Origin of the sequence: Parvularcula bermudensis HTCC2503, assembly GCF_000152825.2 — a bacterium.
Classification (GTDB): domain Bacteria; phylum Pseudomonadota; class Alphaproteobacteria; order Caulobacterales; family Parvularculaceae; genus Parvularcula; species Parvularcula bermudensis.
Window position 1 is genome coordinate 387,650 of record NC_014414.1, and the last position, 15,584, is coordinate 403,233.

The following is a 15,584-nucleotide window of genomic DNA, read 5'->3' on the forward strand; positions in this document are numbered from 1 at the left end:
CTATGGCGTGTAGGATAAGATAGGTGCCAGCCAGCGTTCGGCTGTTTCGAGGGACCATCCTTTTCGGCGAGCGTAATCCTCCACCTGGTCTCGTCCAATCTTGCCGGTGCCGAAATAGACCGCGCGGGGATGCGCGAAATAGAGGCCGGACACACTTGCCCCCGGCTGCATGGCAAAACTCTCCGTCAGCGTCATCCCACAGCGATCGGTCGCCCCAAGAAGCTGAAACAGCACCTCTTTTTCGGTATGGTCGGGTTGAGCCGGATAGCCCGCCGCAGGCCGGATGCCGCGATAGCGTTCGGCGATCAAGGCCTCGGTCTCAAGCGTTTCATCGGGCGCATACCCCCAGATTTCCCGCCGGACCTTTTCGTGTAAGTATTCCGCAAAGGCTTCAGCCAGCCGGTCGGCGAGGGCCGAGGCCATGATCGCGTTATAATTGTCGTTTCCGCGATTGAACCGCTCGACGATTTCGTCCTCTCCGTGGCCGGCGGTCACCGCAAAGCCGCCGATCCAGTCCGGCGTCCCCTCCGCCGCGATGAAATCCGCAAGGGCAAAATTCGGCTTGTCCGCTGACTTCGCAATTTGTTGGCGGAGCGTGAACAGTCGCGCCGCCTCTGTCGAACGGGACTCATCGGCCCAAATGACGATGTCATCCCCCTGACGATTGGCGGGCCACAGTCCGACGACGCCATGGGCGGTGAACCATTTCTCCTCGACGATCTGCGCGAGCATTCGTTCGGCATCGCTGTAAAGGCTTCGCGCCGCTTCTCCGACAACGCTGTCCGAAAGGATCGCCGGATAGCGGCCATGGAGATCCCAGGAGGCGAAGAAGGGTGACCAGTCGATATACGGCACGAGCGTCTCAAGGGAGAGATCCTTGATCTCCGTTATTCCGGGCTGACGCGGGGCCGCGGCGGGGGCGACATCCGAAAAAGCGTTGGCGCGGGCTTTTTCGAGACCGATCCGGTCATCTTTTTTCTGCCGTGCCAGGAAGGTTTCTCGCACATCGTCATATTCCGTCCGGATCTTTTCGAGATAAGCCTCGCGCCGCTCTTCCGAAATGAGGTCGGAGACAACGCCGACCGCCCGGCTGGCGTCGGTCACATAGATCACGCCATCATCATAGGCGGGGGCGATCTTCACGGCGGTATGGGCCTTGGAGGTAGTGGCCCCCCCTATCAGCAAGGGTTGGGTCATGCCGAGCCGCTTCATCTCGCTCGCGACATTCACCATTTCATCCAAACTGGGCGTGATCAGCCCGGAGAGGCCGATGACGTCCACCTGATGCTCTTGCGCTTTGGCGACGATATCTGCCGTCGGTACCATTACACCGAGGTCCACGACTTCAAAATTGTTACACTGAAGAACAACCCCCACAATATTCTTCCCGATATCGTGGACATCCCCCTTCACGGTCGCCATCAGAACTTTTCCGTTAGCCCGCGGCGCCCCTTCTCCGCCCGCAAGACGCTCTTCTTCCATAAAGGGCGTAAGATAAGCGACGGCCTGCTTCATCACCCGGGCGGATTTGACAACTTGGGGCAGGAACATTTTCCCTTCGCCGAACAAATCGCCGACGATGTTCATGCCATCCATCAATGGCCCTTCGATCACATGGAGGGGCCGCCCGAGCTTCTGTCGCGCCTCCTCGACATCGGCATCGATATAGGCGTTGATCCCCTTGACCAAGGCGTGGGACAGCCGCTCTTCCACCGGTGCCTCGCGCCAGGAAAGATCCTCCGTCCGCGCCTTGCCCGCCTTGCCTTTATAGTCTTCGGCCTTTTCCAGAAGGCGCTCTGTGGCATCGGATCGGCGATTGAGAATGACATCCTCAACCCGTTCTCGAAGATCCGTGGGGATATCGTCATAGATCGCCAGCTGACCGGCATTGACGATCCCCATATCCATTCCCGCGCGAATGGCGTGGTAGAGAAAGACCGAGTGCATCGCCTCTCGGACGATGTCATTGCCCCTGAACGAAAAGGAAATATTCGACACACCGCCCGATATCTTTGCGTGGGGCAGGGTTTCCTTTATCCGCCGTGTCGCCTCGATGAACTCGATGGCGTAATTATCGTGCTCTTCGATGCCGGTCGCGACCGCAAAAATATTCGGGTCAAAGATGATATCTTCGGGCGGAAAACCGATACCCGTGAGAAGGTTATAGCTGCGTGTGCAGATCTCTACCTTCCGCGCACAGGTATCCGCCTGCCCTTCCTCGTCAAAGGCCATGACCACGACGGCGGCGCCGTAGCGGCGGCAAAGACGGGCCTGGTGCAGGAAGGGGGCCTCCCCCTCCTTGAGGCTGAGGGAATTGACGATCGGCTTCCCCTGGACCTGTTTAAGGCCCGCCTCGATCACTTCCCATTTCGAACTGTCGATCATCACCGGGACCCGGGCGATATCGGGCTCGGACGCGATAAGGCGCAGGAAGGTGGTCATGGCCTCCACCCCATCCAACATGCCCTCGTCCATATTGACATCGATGATCTGGGCCCCGTTCTCGACCTGTTGAAGGGCGACATCGACGGCGGCGGCGTAATCGCCGTTCTTAATCAGCTTACGAAATTTTGCCGAGCCGGTAACATTAGTCCGCTCACCAATATTGACAAAGGTTTGAGATGCCGTGCCGGTCATGAGGTCCTCCCGTCAGCGTGAGTGGGACGGATCCCAAGGAGATGACAGACCGCATAGGCGATATCGGCCCGGTTGAGCGTATAGAAGTGCAAGTCTTCAACCCCGCGGCGGACCAAATCACGGCACTGATCGGCCACGGTCGTCACAGCGGCAAGTCGACGAGTCTCGGGGTCGTTGTCGAGATCCTCAAAGCAGTCCTTGATGGTGGGGGGGATCGTCGCGCCACATAGGCCGGCCATGCGGCTCAAGGCCTTATAGCTGCCGACAGGCATGATACCGGGGACGATGGGAATATCGATCCCGGCCCGACGAACATCGTCGACATATCGTTCGTAAACGTTGTTATCAAAAAAGAACTGGGTAATCGCCCGAGTCGCGCCCGCATCGACTTTTTGCTTCAGCCAGTCAATATCCGCTTCGCGATTGGCGCTTTCGGGGTGAGTCTCTGGATAGCACCCGACGGTGACTTCGAAATCGCCGACCCTCCTCGCGGCCTCCGTAAGGGCCGCTGCATTGGCGTAGCCATCCGGGTGCGGCTCATAGGCCGCGCCGAGCCCCCCCGGCGGATCCCCCCTCAACGCGACGATATGGCGGACTCCAGCCGCCCAATAGGCACGCAGAACAGCATCGATATCCTCGCGGCTGGCGGCGACCGTGGTCAGATGCGCGGCGACCGGCAATCCGGTTTCCTGAACCAGCCGTGAAACCGTGCGATGGGTCCGCTCGCGGGTCGACCCGCCGGCACCATAGGTGACCGACACGAAGGCGGGATCGAGCGGGGCCAGCTTCTCTACCGACGCCCACAGGGTTTGTTCCATGGCGTCGGTCTTGGGCGGGAAAAATTCAAAACTGACGTTAACGGACGACATTGTCTCTCTTCACTTCCGGTAAGGGGGCGGCGGCGCGCGCCGCGGAAGGCGCCTTTTCAAGGCGCCATAGCTTGGTGACGAGGCCTCCCGATAGAGGGGCAGCCAATTCCCGATCATCGGTCAGAACGAGACGGTGGCGCGCCCCCCATTCGGCGATCTCAGCGCTCGAAAACCCAAGCCGGCGATGGGCATGGGCTTCTCGGAGGTCTTCGTGATCATGGGGGGCGAAATCGGCAATCAAAATCTGTCCCCTTGCCCCAAGCGCCTTGGCCGCCACACCGATGGCCGCCTCGGGCGCCGCGAGAAAATGCAATACGTGGTGCAAACAGACCAGATCCACGCCCTGGGGCAACGGATCGACGAGGAAGTCGCCGCGACGAAGTTGGAGGTGACCAGCCCCCGACGCCAAGACACGGGAACGCGCGATCATCAGCATTTCCGGGCTCACATCGACCCCGATGCCGCTTTGGCAGCGATCGGCGAAGACGGAGAGCATCTGCCCCGTTCCGGTTCCCAGGTCGAGAAAGACATCGACCTCGTCGGGGGCCATGGACAACAGCGCCGTCTCGATCTCCGTCTCAGGAATGTGGCGGCGCCGCAGATCCTCCCATTCTTCCGCCTTTTCCGCAAAATAGGCGGCGGCGAGGGCCGCGCGGCGGGACTGAATGTCTTCGAAGGCGGCCTGGTCCTCATCGAGCAGTGCGACCCCGCCCGGCGCGAAGATCGGCGCGATGGCACTGTCCACGGCCCCCGGCGCCAGGCGATAGAAGACCCATGTCCCCTCCTGAAAGCGCTCGACCAGCCCCGCCTCCGCCAAGACTTTCAAATGCCGACTGACCCGCGGCTGGCTTTGCCCGAGCAGAGAGGTCAATTCGGTCACCGTCAGTTCCCCTTTGTGGAGAAGCAGCAAAAGGCGAAGCCGACTATGCTCCCCCGCCGCGCGCAACGCGCTCAAAGTATGTGCAAAGCTCGACACCGCATCACCCATCGCATCTCAATATAAAGATTTCTTTATATGGTCAACGAGCGGCATCGTGTCCTCTCTGCATCGGGCCTGAGCCCCTTGGGAAGAATTGCGCTCGGGGAGGAGAGCCGCCACATAGGCGTCATGAAGCGATTGATCCTGATCTTACCGCTGATCGCGTTTGCCGGGCTCGCCTTTTATCTCCTGCCGGGGCTGAAACTCGACCCCAGCGCGCCCCCCTCCGCCTTGGAGGGAAAGGAAATCCCCGAACTGGTCCTGACAAAGATGCCGGGGCGCGCCTCTTTCACCGAGAAAGATCTGACAGGCCAGGTCACTCTCGTGAATGTGTTCGGCTCCTGGTGCGCCCCCTGCAAAGTCGAGCACCCCCTTCTCGTCACTATCAGCCAGGAGGGGAAGGTGCCGATATACGGGATCAACTGGCTCGATACCCCCGAACGGGGGGCGGCCTGGCTCGATACGGAGGGTGACCCCTATACGAAGGTGGGCAATGACCAGGGGGGCCGGACGGTTATCGCCCTTGGGGTGACCGGCGCGCCCGAGACATTCGTCATCGACAAGCAAGGGCGCATTCGTCATCGCCATGCCGGCCCGATTACAACACACACCTGGGAGCAGACCTTCGAGCCGCTGATCGCGTCCCTGCAACTTGAGGAGTAGGGGGATTTACCGCCTTTTCACCGCGGCCGAGTTTGCCACGGCCGCAAGGTTCGGTAGAGGGGGCAGTTCGAAGGGTCATTCCGCAGGGTTGTTGATGAAACGTCTCGCCATCTTATGGGTCACGCTCATACTTACGGGGCTCACGGCCCCCCTTGCCAACGCGCAAGTTGGGGAGCGCGTGGCCGCCGTGGTGAATGATGATCCCATTTCCACCTTCGACGTGCGTCAACGGATCCAGCTCATCATCGTCACCGAGGGGATGCGCAATCTGCCTCAAGAAGCCTTGGCCCAATTGCAAGGTCGCGCCTTGCGGGAGCTGATCGAGGAGCGACTGAAACTCCAGGAGGCGGAGCGCTTTGAGCTGACGATCCCCGACGAAGCCATAGACGCGGAGCTTGAGCAATTGGCGGGTCAGGCGGGGACGACCGTCCAGCAATTGACCGAGGATCTCGCCACGGCGGGGGTGAATATCGGTACCCTGCGCGACCGGATTCAGGCGGAGCAAGCCTGGCAACAACTTGTCCGCGGCCGCTATGGCCCCAGGGTCTCGATCACCGATGATGCGGTGGAGACGATGCTCGACGACCTCGAATTGAGCGCTCGGTCGGATCAATATCTGATTTCCGAGATCTGCCTGCCCGTCACGCGGCAGGAAGATCAGCCCGAAATGTACCAAGCTGGGATGCAGATGATCGAACAGCTTCGACGCGGCGTCCCGTTCGGCGCCCTTGCACAGCAATATTCCGCCTGCTCCTCCGCCGCGCGCGGCGGCGATCTTGGGTGGCTTCGCGCCGATGAACTCGATCAAACGACGCTCGATATCGTCCAGCAATTGTCTGAAGGGAATGTCTCTCGTCCGATCCCCCTGCGCGGTGTCATCAAGATTGTCGCCCTAAGGCAAACCCGCGAGGCCGCGACCGCCGGAGAGCCGAGCTATCAAGTCGCCTATGCCGGCGCCCCGGCGTCTCTCGGCGAAGAAGTGGCAAAACAGCGTCTGGCGCGACTTCCTGAAACCAATGCCTGTAACGGCCAAAGCCTGAGCATCGATATGGGCGAAGATGTCGGCGCCACAGTTCTCCCCCGGCTGCCTGAGCGGGCCTTCGAACCCATTTTCCGGACCACCCTCGCCGCCCTCGACGTGGGCGAGACGTCGGACGTTATCGAGAGCGATGGCGCCTTCCACCGGCTGATGATGTGCGAAAAGGACGAAGGGTACGGATTGCCGACAAGGCGAGCCGTTGAAAGCCGTCTTGAGTCGGAGGAATTGGAGCTCCTGTCGCGCCGATATCTGCGGGACATTGAACGCGAGAGCGCGATTGAGATTCGCTATGGCGGCACAGGGACCATCGAAGGAAGCTGACCTGATGACGTCAGACGCCATCGCGCCCCTTGCCGTCTCCATGGGGGAACCGGCGGGGGTCGGGACCGAGCTCATCTTGAAAGCCTGGAAGAATCTCTCCGCCCTGCCGAAAGGAAAAGGCCCCGTTTTCTATCTGATCGACGACCCCGTCCGCGTCGACCGTCTCGCCAGGTCTTTGTACCCCGACACGGCCGTCGCGACCATCAGCACCCCTGAAGAAACCGGCGATGTTTTTTATCGCGCCCTGCCCGTCCTTTCTCTCCCCACAGAGGTGATAGCCGACCTCAAATCGGTGACCCTCGGCACGCCGACACCCAAGACGGCTGCCGCCGTCATCCGGTCAATCGACACCGCCATCGCGGCGATCCATCGGGGAGAGGCCGGGGGCCTCGTCACCCTGCCGATCCAAAAACAAACCCTCATGGCGGCCGGGTTTCAATTTCCAGGGCATACAGAGTATCTGGAACACGCCACGGCAGAGATGGCCATGCCCGTCGAGCTTGAGCGCGGCGCTGTGATGATCCTTACCGCAGGTCCCTTTCGCGTCGTCCCCGCCACGGTTCACATTCCCCTGGCCGAGGTCACGCGCGCCCTGAGCACAGATTTGCTCATTCGCCGTGGCCGGACGTTAATGCAATCGCTCCGGCGGGATTATGGGATCGTGCACCCTCGCCTCGCCGTTTCCGGCCTTAATCCTCACGCCGGCGAAGGCGGGGTTCTCGGCAGGGAAGAAGAAGAGATCATCGCACCGGCCATTACCGCCCTGGCAAAGGAAGGATACGTCGTGGAGGGCCCCTTCCCCGCCGATACGCTGTTCCATGACCAGGCGCGCGCCGCCTATGATGCGGTGCTTGCCATGTATCACGACCAAGCCCTTGTGCCGATCAAGACCGTTGCCTTTCACGCCGCGGTCAACACCACGCTTGGCTTGCCGATCGTCCGCACCTCGCCCGACCATGGGACCGCCCTTGCCCTGGCGGGAAAAGGAGTGGCAAGGGCAGACAGCTTGATCAACGCCATTTATTCCGCTCACCGTATTTCTACTGCCCGGCTTGCCTTTGATTCGGGCGCATATGCCGCCGATGTCTGACTTGCCGCCGGTCGGAACCGTCGTGCGGTCTCACGGCCTCCTCGCGAAAAAGACCCTGGGCCAGCACTTTCTCCTCGATATGAACATTACCCGGAAGATTGCAGCGCTGTGCGCGCTCTCCCCCGGTGAAGACGTGATAGAAATCGGGCCAGGCCCAGGCGGCCTCACCAGAGCTCTTCTCGAAGCGGGGGCAGCGCTGACGACGATTGAGCGCGATGATCGTATCGTCCCTATTCTGAGCGAGATTTCTGCGGCGTTTCCCGGCCAATTGACTCCACTTGAGGGCGATGCCTTATCGGTGGACTATCGGGCGCTGATGCCCGGCGGCGGCGTGATCGCCTCTAACCTGCCCTATAATATTTCTACCGAGCTGCTCGTCAGATGGCTGACCCTCAGCCCACGTCCATGGCGACGTATGGTCCTGATGTTTCAGCGGGAGGTGGGGGATAGGATTCTCGCTTCGCCGGGGTCCAAGGCTTATGGCCGCCTATCGGTCTTAAGTCAGATCGCCGCGCGGCCCACTCTCGGTTTCCATCTCCCCGCCCGCGCCTTTACGCCGCCACCAAAGGTTGCCTCCTCCGTCCTCGTCTTTCTTCCCCCGGCCACAGAGCCGCAGAATGTGGCAGCTCTTGAGCGCGTTACCGCTGCCGCCTTCGGTCAGCGTCGAAAGATGATCCGTAAGACGCTCGCTCCACTCTACGGAGAAAAATTGGGCCCTCTTCTCGATGGGCTAGGCCTGTTACCTACTCAGCGCGCAGAGGAGCTGTCGGTTGAGACGTTCCGTGCACTGGCCGAGGCGCTTTGATGCTCTCCTATCAGCACGCCTACCACGCCGGAAATCGTGCGGATCTCCATAAGCACGCCGTTTGGTGCGCCCTCCTTGCCCATCTGACCCAGAAATCGCGAGGTCTGACGATCCTCGACACCCATGCGGGGCGCGGGCTTTACGATCTTGCGGGGGCGGAGGCCCAAAAGACCGGCGAAGCGAGTGACGGGGCAGCGGCCGTTTCGTTGGATGGGAGCCATGCGCTAGGTTCCGCCGTTGCCGCCTGCCGAGCGCAATATGGCGAGATGGCCTATCCGGGGTCTCCCCTGCTCTCGTTACATTTCGCGCGACCACAGGACCAGGTCATCTTGATGGAGAAGCACCCGCAAGAGGGAGCAGCCCTGAAGACGGTCATGAGGGGGAAGAAGGCCGCGGTTCATCTCCGCGACGGCTATGAAGGCGCCCTGGCCCTTGCGCCGCCCACGCCGCGCAAAGGTCTTGTGATGATCGATCCGTCCTATGAGGTAAAGACCGAATATCAAAATGTTGCCCTTTTCCTCCCGACCCTGATCGACAAATGGCCTGAGGCGAGCGTCCTTTTGTGGTACCCAATCCTGGCGGCCAAGCGTCATGAGGCCATGCTAGACACCTTGTCGCCAATGCAGCCCTGGCGACATGAAGTTCTGTTTACGGAGGACAGCCTGTTACGCATGAAGGGGTCTGGACTGGTCCTGATCTCGCCGCCTTATGGGGGCGAGGGCGCCATCGACGCCGCCCTCGCCCCCTTCGATCACTTATGGACCTCGTGCCGCCAGTCGCCTTCTTGACCGGCGCTATTCCACGCCGAGCTTTTCCTTGAGGATCGCATTGACCGCCTGCGGATTGGCTTTGCCGCCGGTCTCTTTCATCACCTGGCCAACGAACCACCCCAGGGTCTTCGGCTTTTCTTTGACTTTTTCGACCTGCGCCGGATTCTCCGCAATCACCTTGTCGACCGCCGCCTCGATCGCGCCGGTATCCGTGACCTGTTTCAGACCGCGTTCGTCGACGATGGCCCGGGGGGCACCGCCCTCATCCAACATGATCTCAAAAACCTGTTTAGCGATTTTGCCCGAAATTGTCCCGTCCTGGATCAAATCGATCAATTCCCCCAAATGCGCGGCGGGGACCGGGCTCTCGGCAATAGTGAGATCCCGTTTATTGAGAACGGCAAACAGTTCCGTTGTCACCCAATTGGCCGCCAGCTTGCCGTCTCGCCCGTCAGCCACCGTCTCGAAATAATCCGCCTTCTCCCGATCCGCGGCAAGAACCGAAGCGTCATAGACGGACAGGCCATAGGCGTCGACAAAACGACGTTTTTTCTGATCCGGGAGTTCCGGTAACTCAGCACGGATCCGCTCGATCATCGCCTCTTCAAGTTCGAGGGGCAGAAGATCCGGGTCAGGAAAATAGCGATAATCATGGGCATCCTCCTTGGTGCGCATGGTCCGCGTTTCACCCGTCTTGACGTCGAACAACCGGGTTTCCTGATCGATCGTGCCGCCCGCTTCGAGAACCTCGATCTGACGCCGGGCCTCATAATCGATCACTTGACGGACAAACCGAATGGAGTTGACGTTCTTGGTCTCCGTCCGGGTGCCGAGCGCGTCGCCCGGCCGGCGCACCGAAACGTTGACATCGGCGCGCATCGACCCTTGCTCCATATTCCCGTCACAGGTCCCCAGATATCTGAGGATCGTCCGCAGTTTCGAAAAATAGGCCGCGCCCTCTTCCGCTGACCGCATATCGGGCTTGGAGACGATTTCCATCAACGCGACCCCTGAGCGGTTGAGGTCGACATAGCTTTCCTTCGGCGAAAGGTCGTGGATCGACTTGCCGGCATCCTGTTCGAGGTGAAGGCGTTCAATCCCGATTTCTACCGTTTCGCCATCGTCGAGTTCAACCTCGATCATCCCCTCACCAACAATAGGATCCTTATACTGACTGATTTGGTAACCTTGCGGCAGGTCGGGATAGAAGTAATTCTTCCGATCGAAACGCGACCATAGATTGATCTTGGCATTGAGGCCAAGACCGGTTCTGACCGCCTGCTCCACGCAATAGCGGTTGATCACGGGCAACATCCCAGGAAACGCCGCGTCGACGAGGCTGACATTCTCATTCGGCCCAGCCCCATATTGCGCGGAGGCCCCGGAAAATAGCTTGGCATTCGAGGCGACCTGCGCGTGCACCTCAAGGCCGATCACGACCTCCCACTCGCCTGTCTCGCCTTGCAAATATTTCAATGGCCGTTCGCTCATTTCGCCCACCATTCCTCCGGCCGCGCCGTAAAGTCCGCCGCTTGCTCAAGCACTGCCGCCCCCCGAAACACGGTCTCCTCATCGAACGGGCGACCAATCAATTGAAGCCCAAGGGGCAAACCTTGGCCATCGAGCCCCGCCGGGACCGAAATACCCGGCAGTCCCGCCAGATTGGCCGTTACGGTGAAAATATCGTTTAAATACATCGCCAACGGATCATCGCTCTTTTCCCCCAAGCCAAAGGCCGCCGACGGCGTTGAGGGGGTCAGCAGCAAATCGACATCTTCGAGCACACCGCTCATTTCATCGAAGATCCGCTTGCGAACCTTTTGCGCCTGTAGGTAATAAGCGTCGTAATAGCCCGCCGACAGGACATAGGTGCCAATCAGGATGCGGCGCTTGACCTCCGCCCCAAAGCCCTCGGCCCGCGTCCTGGCATACATTTCCTGGATATCGTCATCCTCAACCCGCAGACCGTATCTGACCCCGTCATAGCGGGCGAGATTCGAAGACGCCTCCGCCGGCGCCACGATATAATAGACCGGCAAGGCATATTTCGTCAGGGGCAGGCTCACCTCTTTGATTTCCGCCCCGGCGGACCGCAGCCACTCCATTCCCTGTTGCCACAGCGAATCGATGTCCGAAGGCATGCCGTCCAACCGATATTCCTTTGGCACGCCGATCTTGAGGCCTTTGATCCCCTTCTCTAGGGACGCCATGTAGTCAGGGACCGGACGATCGACAGAGGTTGAATCCTTGGGGTCGTATCCCGCCATGGATTGGAGCAATAGGCTCGCATCCTTCACGTCGCGGGCGATTGGCCCGGCCTGGTCGAGCGAAGAGGCGAACGCCACGATCCCCCATCGAGAACAGCGACCATAGGTCGGCTTGATCCCTACTGTGCCGGTAAACGAGGCGGGCTGACGGATCGAGCCGCCCGTGTCGGTACCGGTCGCCCCCGCGACCAGTTGGGCGGCCACCGCCGCCGACGAGCCCCCGGACGATCCGCCGGGGGTCAATTTCGTCTCGAGCCCGGCCCGTTTCCAGGGATTGACCACAGGGCCACTGGCAGCGGTTTCGTTGGAGGAGCCCATGGCGAACTCGTCCATATTCAGCTTACCAAGCATCACGGCGCCATCAGCGAACAGATTGGCGGTGACAGTGCTCTCATAGGTCGGGCTAAAGCCCCCCAGGATCTTCGAGGCGGCGGTCGTCTCGACGCCCTTGGTGCAGAACAAATCCTTGACCCCGAGGGGAACCCCCTCAAGGGGCCGTGCCTCGCCGGCGGCCAGGCGACGATCGCTTTCCTCAGCAGACTGAAGGGCAAGTTCTGGCGTAACGGAAACGAACGCGTTGAGCGCCCCCGCCGCTTCGATCCGGCCGAGATAGGCGGTTGTCGCCTCCACCGCAGAGCATTTCCTGGTCAACAGGGCCGCCCGTAATTCGGCGAGGGTAAGGGAAGTCAAATCAGTCATATATGTACCGTGATGTCGATCGCGGTCCTGAGATGATAGCCGCGTCCATTAAGGTGATCACTGAGCGAAGGACGCTCCTCTCCAGCCGCTTTCGTAGACGAGCCGGCCGAGGCGAAGGCCCCCTCCGCCCCCGCGACCCGTTCTGCCCCGCCCTCGGTGGGGAAAGCCGTCGCAACCAGCCATGGTCTGCGGTCACAAAAGGTCATTCGACAACCTTGGGGACCACGAAAAAATGATCGTCTGTCTTCGGTGCGTTGGCCACGATCTCATCGGGGCGGCCCCCGCCGGTTTGATCCGTTGCCAGCACATCCTCTCGCATCGGCAGGCTCTTGGCCACAGTCGAGGCCATGGCATCCACCCCTTCGACATCGACCTCCCCCAATTGCTCGATCCAATCGAGAATGGCGGACAATTCCTGGGTCATCGGCCCGACATCGCGGTCATCCAGCTTGATGCGAGCCAGCTTCGCGACTTTCACGACGGTTTGTTCGTCAATGCTCATCGGCGCCTCCGTGGGGAAGACAGCGGGATAGCTAAAGCCCTGAGGAAGGTCCAGCGCGGAAGGACCGGACGACGGTATCGGGGTCGGCGCCGCGCCAATCGGCCGTCAGGAATTCGTTGAGCGTCGCCACGTCCCCGGCGGGCAGCCACGCGCCGAGCGTGGTGCCAAGCGCCACGGGATCGGGCCAGGTCGCGGCAAGCTCGGCATAGAGCGCCCGGGGCGAGCGTCCCGACCGCCCGGCGAGCCAATCGACGACCACATAGCCGCAGCCATAGGCGGCATCCGCCGTTTCCCCCTCGAATTGGGGCCGCAACGGCCCGTTCTCCAGGGCGCGGGAGCACCGTTCGGCAAGGGCGCTGTCCGCCCGACGGCGATCAATCTCGGACCAAAGGCCTGTATCGACCAACAAGGAGAGGGCGATCGCTTCGGCGCCCCCCTCATGGATCCACCGTGGCTCCGCCGGGGCAGGAAGCAGACGCCGTTGCCATAGATGCGCCAATTCATGGGCCAGATTGGCCACGATCTGCCGGTCGGTCTGGGGCGTCCGACGATGCCACCCCGCGCCGGACAACCGCACAGCGATCGTCTCGTCGGCGGTGACATGAGCGGTCAAAACCAGATGTGAGGGGGCGGGGGTGGGATCAAAGCGGAGGTCGATCCGTGGCGTCGGCAGGCCAAGCACGGCGGCGAGATCGGGCACCAGGCTGTCATATCGGGCCTCCACCCAATCGGGGGGAGCGGAAGCCGTTGCTGACGGCGCAGGCGCAGAGGGACCGGCGGCCGACGCCGCCGCGGCGAGGCAGAGCCAGCCCATCACAAAGTGGCTTGCGATCAGGGCGCCCCCCGCCCACAGACATCTGATGCCCCAGACATCTTTCATGGATCGTGCGTTCCTGACTGCCATAGCCGCCATGCCTAAGGGGCCTCTCCTTGGCCTTGACCCGGGCAGTAAGACCATCGGCGTGGCCGTCTCGACGCCCGAACGACGGCTCGCCACCCCAGTTACCGTGATCCGCCGGACGAAATTTGGCAAGGATGCCGAAGCTCTCTTCGCCCTTGCCGAGGCGCGCGGCGTTGTGGGCCTCATCATCGGCGTTCCCCTCAATATGGATGGGAGTGAAGGCCCCAGAGCGCAATCCGCCCGGACCTTCGGCCGGAACCTTTCCCAAAGGGGGCCTCTGCCGGTCGCCTATTGGGACGAACGCCTCTCAAGTGTTGCCGCGGAGCGAGCGCTACTGGCCACCGACACCTCCCGCGCCCGGCGCGCCGAGGTGATCGATGCCCATGCCGCCACGCATATCCTGCAAGGAGCCCTAGACCGCCTGGCAACAAACGGGCATAGCGCCCGCGCATGACGGCGTTACGACATCTGACCGATGTGGCGTCCCTCCCCGAGGAGACGTTCCGTCGCCTTCTTTCCCGATCCCTGACCATTCGTGAAATGATGGATCGCGGCTCTTTTCCAGCGCCGGTGCTGGACCGACGGGCCCTCGTCAATCTCTTCTTCGAGGACTCAACCCGGACGCTGATGTCCTTTGAAATGGCTGCCAAGCGCCTCGGCGCCCACACCTTGACCCTGCCGATTGCCAACTCCTCGGTGAAAAAAGGGGAGAGCCTTGAGGATACGGTCCTCACCATGTGCGCGCAGGGAGCGGATTATCTGGTGATCCGCGCCCGCGACCAGGGAACGATTGCCCGGGCTATCGACGTGATCGAGCAGGAGGGGTTTCTGGCCTCCGTGCTCAATGCCGGCGAAGGCTCCTTCGGTCACCCGACCCAGGGGCTGCTCGATGCGGCCACCATGCTGCGCGCCATCGATCGGACGCCGGATCAGGGGCTCACCGGCTACAAATTGGCGATCTGTGGGGATGTCAGCCATTCCCGGGTTGCCGCCTCGACGATCGAGGCCTCAGCCTGCCTTGGCGCGGAGATCGTCCTTGGGGGACCGGTCGCCCTGCTTCCCGACGCACCGCCGCCAGGGGTTCAGGCGATGACATCGTCGGTCGCCGAAGCGGTGAGCGGGGCCGATTTCGTGATGACGCTTCGCCTACAGAAAGAGCGCATGACGAAAGCCCTCGACCTCAGCCTTGAAGAATATCATCGCCAGTACGGCCTTCGCCATGAGGTCATCGCCGCGGCCAACCCTGGGGCCTTCATCCTCCATCCCGGTCCCGCCAATCGAAATGTCGAAATCACCGATGCCCTTGCCGACGACCCGGCCCGGTCCCTAATCCGCAGCCAAGTCCGGCAGGGGGTCGCCCTACGCATGGCGCTCTTGGAAGAAATCGAAAGGGGAAAATCCCGATGACCCTGGTCATTCTCATCTTTTCCTATCTGCTTGGGGCCGTCCCCTTTGGCCTTGTCCTCGTGCGAGCCGCCGGCTTGGGGGATATCCGAACGATGGGGTCGGGCAATATCGGCGCCACCAATGTCCTGCGGACCGGGCGGAAGGATTTGGCCTTCGCCACCCTTCTGCTCGATTCAGGAAAAGGCGCCATCGCCGTCCTACTCGCCGGGATGCTGTCTTCCTTTGACGCGCGCGTGATGGCGGTGGCCGGCGCCGCCGCTTTCGTTGGGCACTGCTTCCCCGTCTATTTAGGGTTCAAGGGCGGGAAGGGAGTCGCCACTTTTCTGGGGACTCTCCTGGCCCTCAATATCAAGGTCGCCCTGGTGGCCGGGGGGGTCTGGCTCGCCGTTGCGGCGGTAACCCGCTACTCTTCCCTTTCGGCCCTGCTGGCCGCGGCACTGACGCCATTCCTGTTCTTAGTCTTTGGCCAATGGGCCTTTTTCGCCGCGTCGGTAGTGATGACGGCCCTCATCTTCCTCCGACATCGCGAGAACATCCTCCGTTTGATGGACGGCACGGAAACGAAAATTGGCAAAGGCCCCCGCGACGATGCAGTTGCGTAATCGGCGACCGATCCTGTCCAGTGACGCCCTATT

The 15,584-nt window shown here is 61.4% G+C and carries 16 protein-coding genes; 8 read left to right on the plus strand and 8 right to left on the minus strand.

Going from position 1 to position 15,584, the window contains the following annotated elements; translation table 11 throughout:
* Genes metH through PB2503_RS01855 form a run of 3 tightly spaced genes read right to left on the minus strand, consistent with a single transcriptional unit; the run spans position 1 to position 4,494 of the window.
* Complete coding sequence (metH, locus tag PB2503_RS01845; protein ID WP_013299513.1) at positions 1–2,637, minus strand: methionine synthase; 2,637 nt, start codon at positions 2,635–2,637, stop codon at positions 1–3.
* Positions 2,634–3,506 (minus strand): methylenetetrahydrofolate reductase [NAD(P)H], encoded by an 873-nt coding sequence (gene metF, locus PB2503_RS01850; protein ID WP_013299514.1) that lies wholly within the window; start codon positions 3,504–3,506, stop codon positions 2,634–2,636. The genes metH and metF overlap by 4 nt, the downstream gene beginning before the upstream one ends.
* Positions 3,493–4,494 (minus strand): ArsR/SmtB family transcription factor, encoded by a 1,002-nt coding sequence (locus PB2503_RS01855; protein WP_013299515.1) that lies wholly within the window; start codon positions 4,492–4,494, stop codon positions 3,493–3,495. Before PB2503_RS01855 ends, metF begins: the two co-directional genes overlap by 14 nt.
* 27 nt (positions 4,495–4,521) lie before the next feature.
* Between PB2503_RS01855 and PB2503_RS01860 the strand changes: the two genes are divergently transcribed.
* The 5 genes from PB2503_RS01860 (at position 4,522) to rlmJ (ending at position 9,191) form a co-directional block, all read left to right on the plus strand.
* Complete coding sequence (locus PB2503_RS01860) at positions 4,522–5,148, plus strand: DsbE family thiol:disulfide interchange protein (RefSeq protein WP_013299516.1); 627 nt, start codon at positions 4,522–4,524, stop codon at positions 5,146–5,148.
* Between the two features lie 91 nt (positions 5,149–5,239).
* Positions 5,240–6,508, plus strand: a complete 1,269-nt coding sequence (locus PB2503_RS01865; protein ID WP_274377720.1) for a peptidylprolyl isomerase — start codon at positions 5,240–5,242, stop codon at positions 6,506–6,508.
* 4 nt (positions 6,509–6,512) lie between these two features.
* The gene (pdxA, locus tag PB2503_RS01870) at positions 6,513–7,598 is read left to right on the plus strand and encodes a 4-hydroxythreonine-4-phosphate dehydrogenase PdxA (protein WP_013299518.1); all 1,086 of its coding nucleotides are present in this window, start codon (positions 6,513–6,515) and stop codon (positions 7,596–7,598) included.
* Positions 7,582–8,403 (plus strand): 16S rRNA (adenine(1518)-N(6)/adenine(1519)-N(6))-dimethyltransferase RsmA, encoded by an 822-nt coding sequence (rsmA, locus tag PB2503_RS01875; RefSeq protein ID WP_013299519.1) that lies wholly within the window; start codon positions 7,582–7,584, stop codon positions 8,401–8,403. The genes pdxA and rsmA overlap by 17 nt, the downstream gene beginning before the upstream one ends.
* The gene (rlmJ, locus tag PB2503_RS01880) at positions 8,403–9,191 is read left to right on the plus strand and encodes a 23S rRNA (adenine(2030)-N(6))-methyltransferase RlmJ (protein ID WP_013299520.1); all 789 of its coding nucleotides are present in this window, start codon (positions 8,403–8,405) and stop codon (positions 9,189–9,191) included. Before rsmA ends, rlmJ begins: the two co-directional genes overlap by 1 nt.
* A gap of 6 nt (positions 9,192–9,197) precedes the next feature.
* On the opposite strand, the gene gatB is transcribed toward rlmJ, so the two are convergent.
* From gatB to PB2503_RS01905, 5 genes are read right to left on the minus strand one after another with little or no spacing between them, the layout of a single operon-like run.
* A complete protein-coding gene (gene gatB / locus PB2503_RS01885; protein WP_013299521.1) occupies positions 9,198–10,664 on the minus strand; it encodes an Asp-tRNA(Asn)/Glu-tRNA(Gln) amidotransferase subunit GatB in 1,467 nt (488 codons plus the stop codon).
* A complete protein-coding gene (gatA, locus tag PB2503_RS01890) occupies positions 10,661–12,139 on the minus strand; it encodes an Asp-tRNA(Asn)/Glu-tRNA(Gln) amidotransferase subunit GatA (RefSeq protein WP_013299522.1) in 1,479 nt (492 codons plus the stop codon). The genes gatB and gatA overlap by 4 nt, the downstream gene beginning before the upstream one ends.
* Entirely contained in the window at positions 12,136–12,345 is a 210-nt protein-coding gene (locus PB2503_RS01895; protein ID WP_013299523.1) for a hypothetical protein, read from the minus strand. Before PB2503_RS01895 ends, gatA begins: the two co-directional genes overlap by 4 nt.
* On the minus strand, positions 12,342–12,641 hold the full coding sequence (gene gatC, locus PB2503_RS01900) for an Asp-tRNA(Asn)/Glu-tRNA(Gln) amidotransferase subunit GatC (RefSeq protein WP_013299524.1): 300 nt from the start codon (positions 12,639–12,641) through the stop codon (positions 12,342–12,344). The genes PB2503_RS01895 and gatC overlap by 4 nt, the downstream gene beginning before the upstream one ends.
* Before the next feature lie 31 nt (positions 12,642–12,672).
* On the minus strand, positions 12,673–13,521 hold the full coding sequence (locus PB2503_RS01905; protein ID WP_013299525.1) for a hypothetical protein: 849 nt from the start codon (positions 13,519–13,521) through the stop codon (positions 12,673–12,675).
* On the opposite strand from PB2503_RS01905, the gene ruvX reads away from it, so the two are divergent.
* The 3 genes from ruvX to plsY are packed head-to-tail and all read left to right on the plus strand — an operon-like array spanning position 13,520 to position 15,551.
* Positions 13,520–13,996, plus strand: coding sequence for a Holliday junction resolvase RuvX (gene ruvX / locus PB2503_RS01910; RefSeq protein WP_013299526.1), 477 nt, complete (start codon positions 13,520–13,522; stop codon positions 13,994–13,996). The two genes, PB2503_RS01905 and ruvX, sit on opposite strands and share 2 nt — an antisense overlap.
* A complete protein-coding gene (locus tag PB2503_RS01915) occupies positions 13,993–14,949 on the plus strand; it encodes an aspartate carbamoyltransferase catalytic subunit (RefSeq protein WP_013299527.1) in 957 nt (318 codons plus the stop codon). Before ruvX ends, PB2503_RS01915 begins: the two co-directional genes overlap by 4 nt.
* Positions 14,946–15,551, plus strand: a complete 606-nt coding sequence (gene plsY, locus PB2503_RS01920; protein ID WP_013299528.1) for a glycerol-3-phosphate 1-O-acyltransferase PlsY — start codon at positions 14,946–14,948, stop codon at positions 15,549–15,551. The genes PB2503_RS01915 and plsY overlap by 4 nt, the downstream gene beginning before the upstream one ends.
* Positions 15,552–15,584 lie beyond the last annotated feature (33 nt).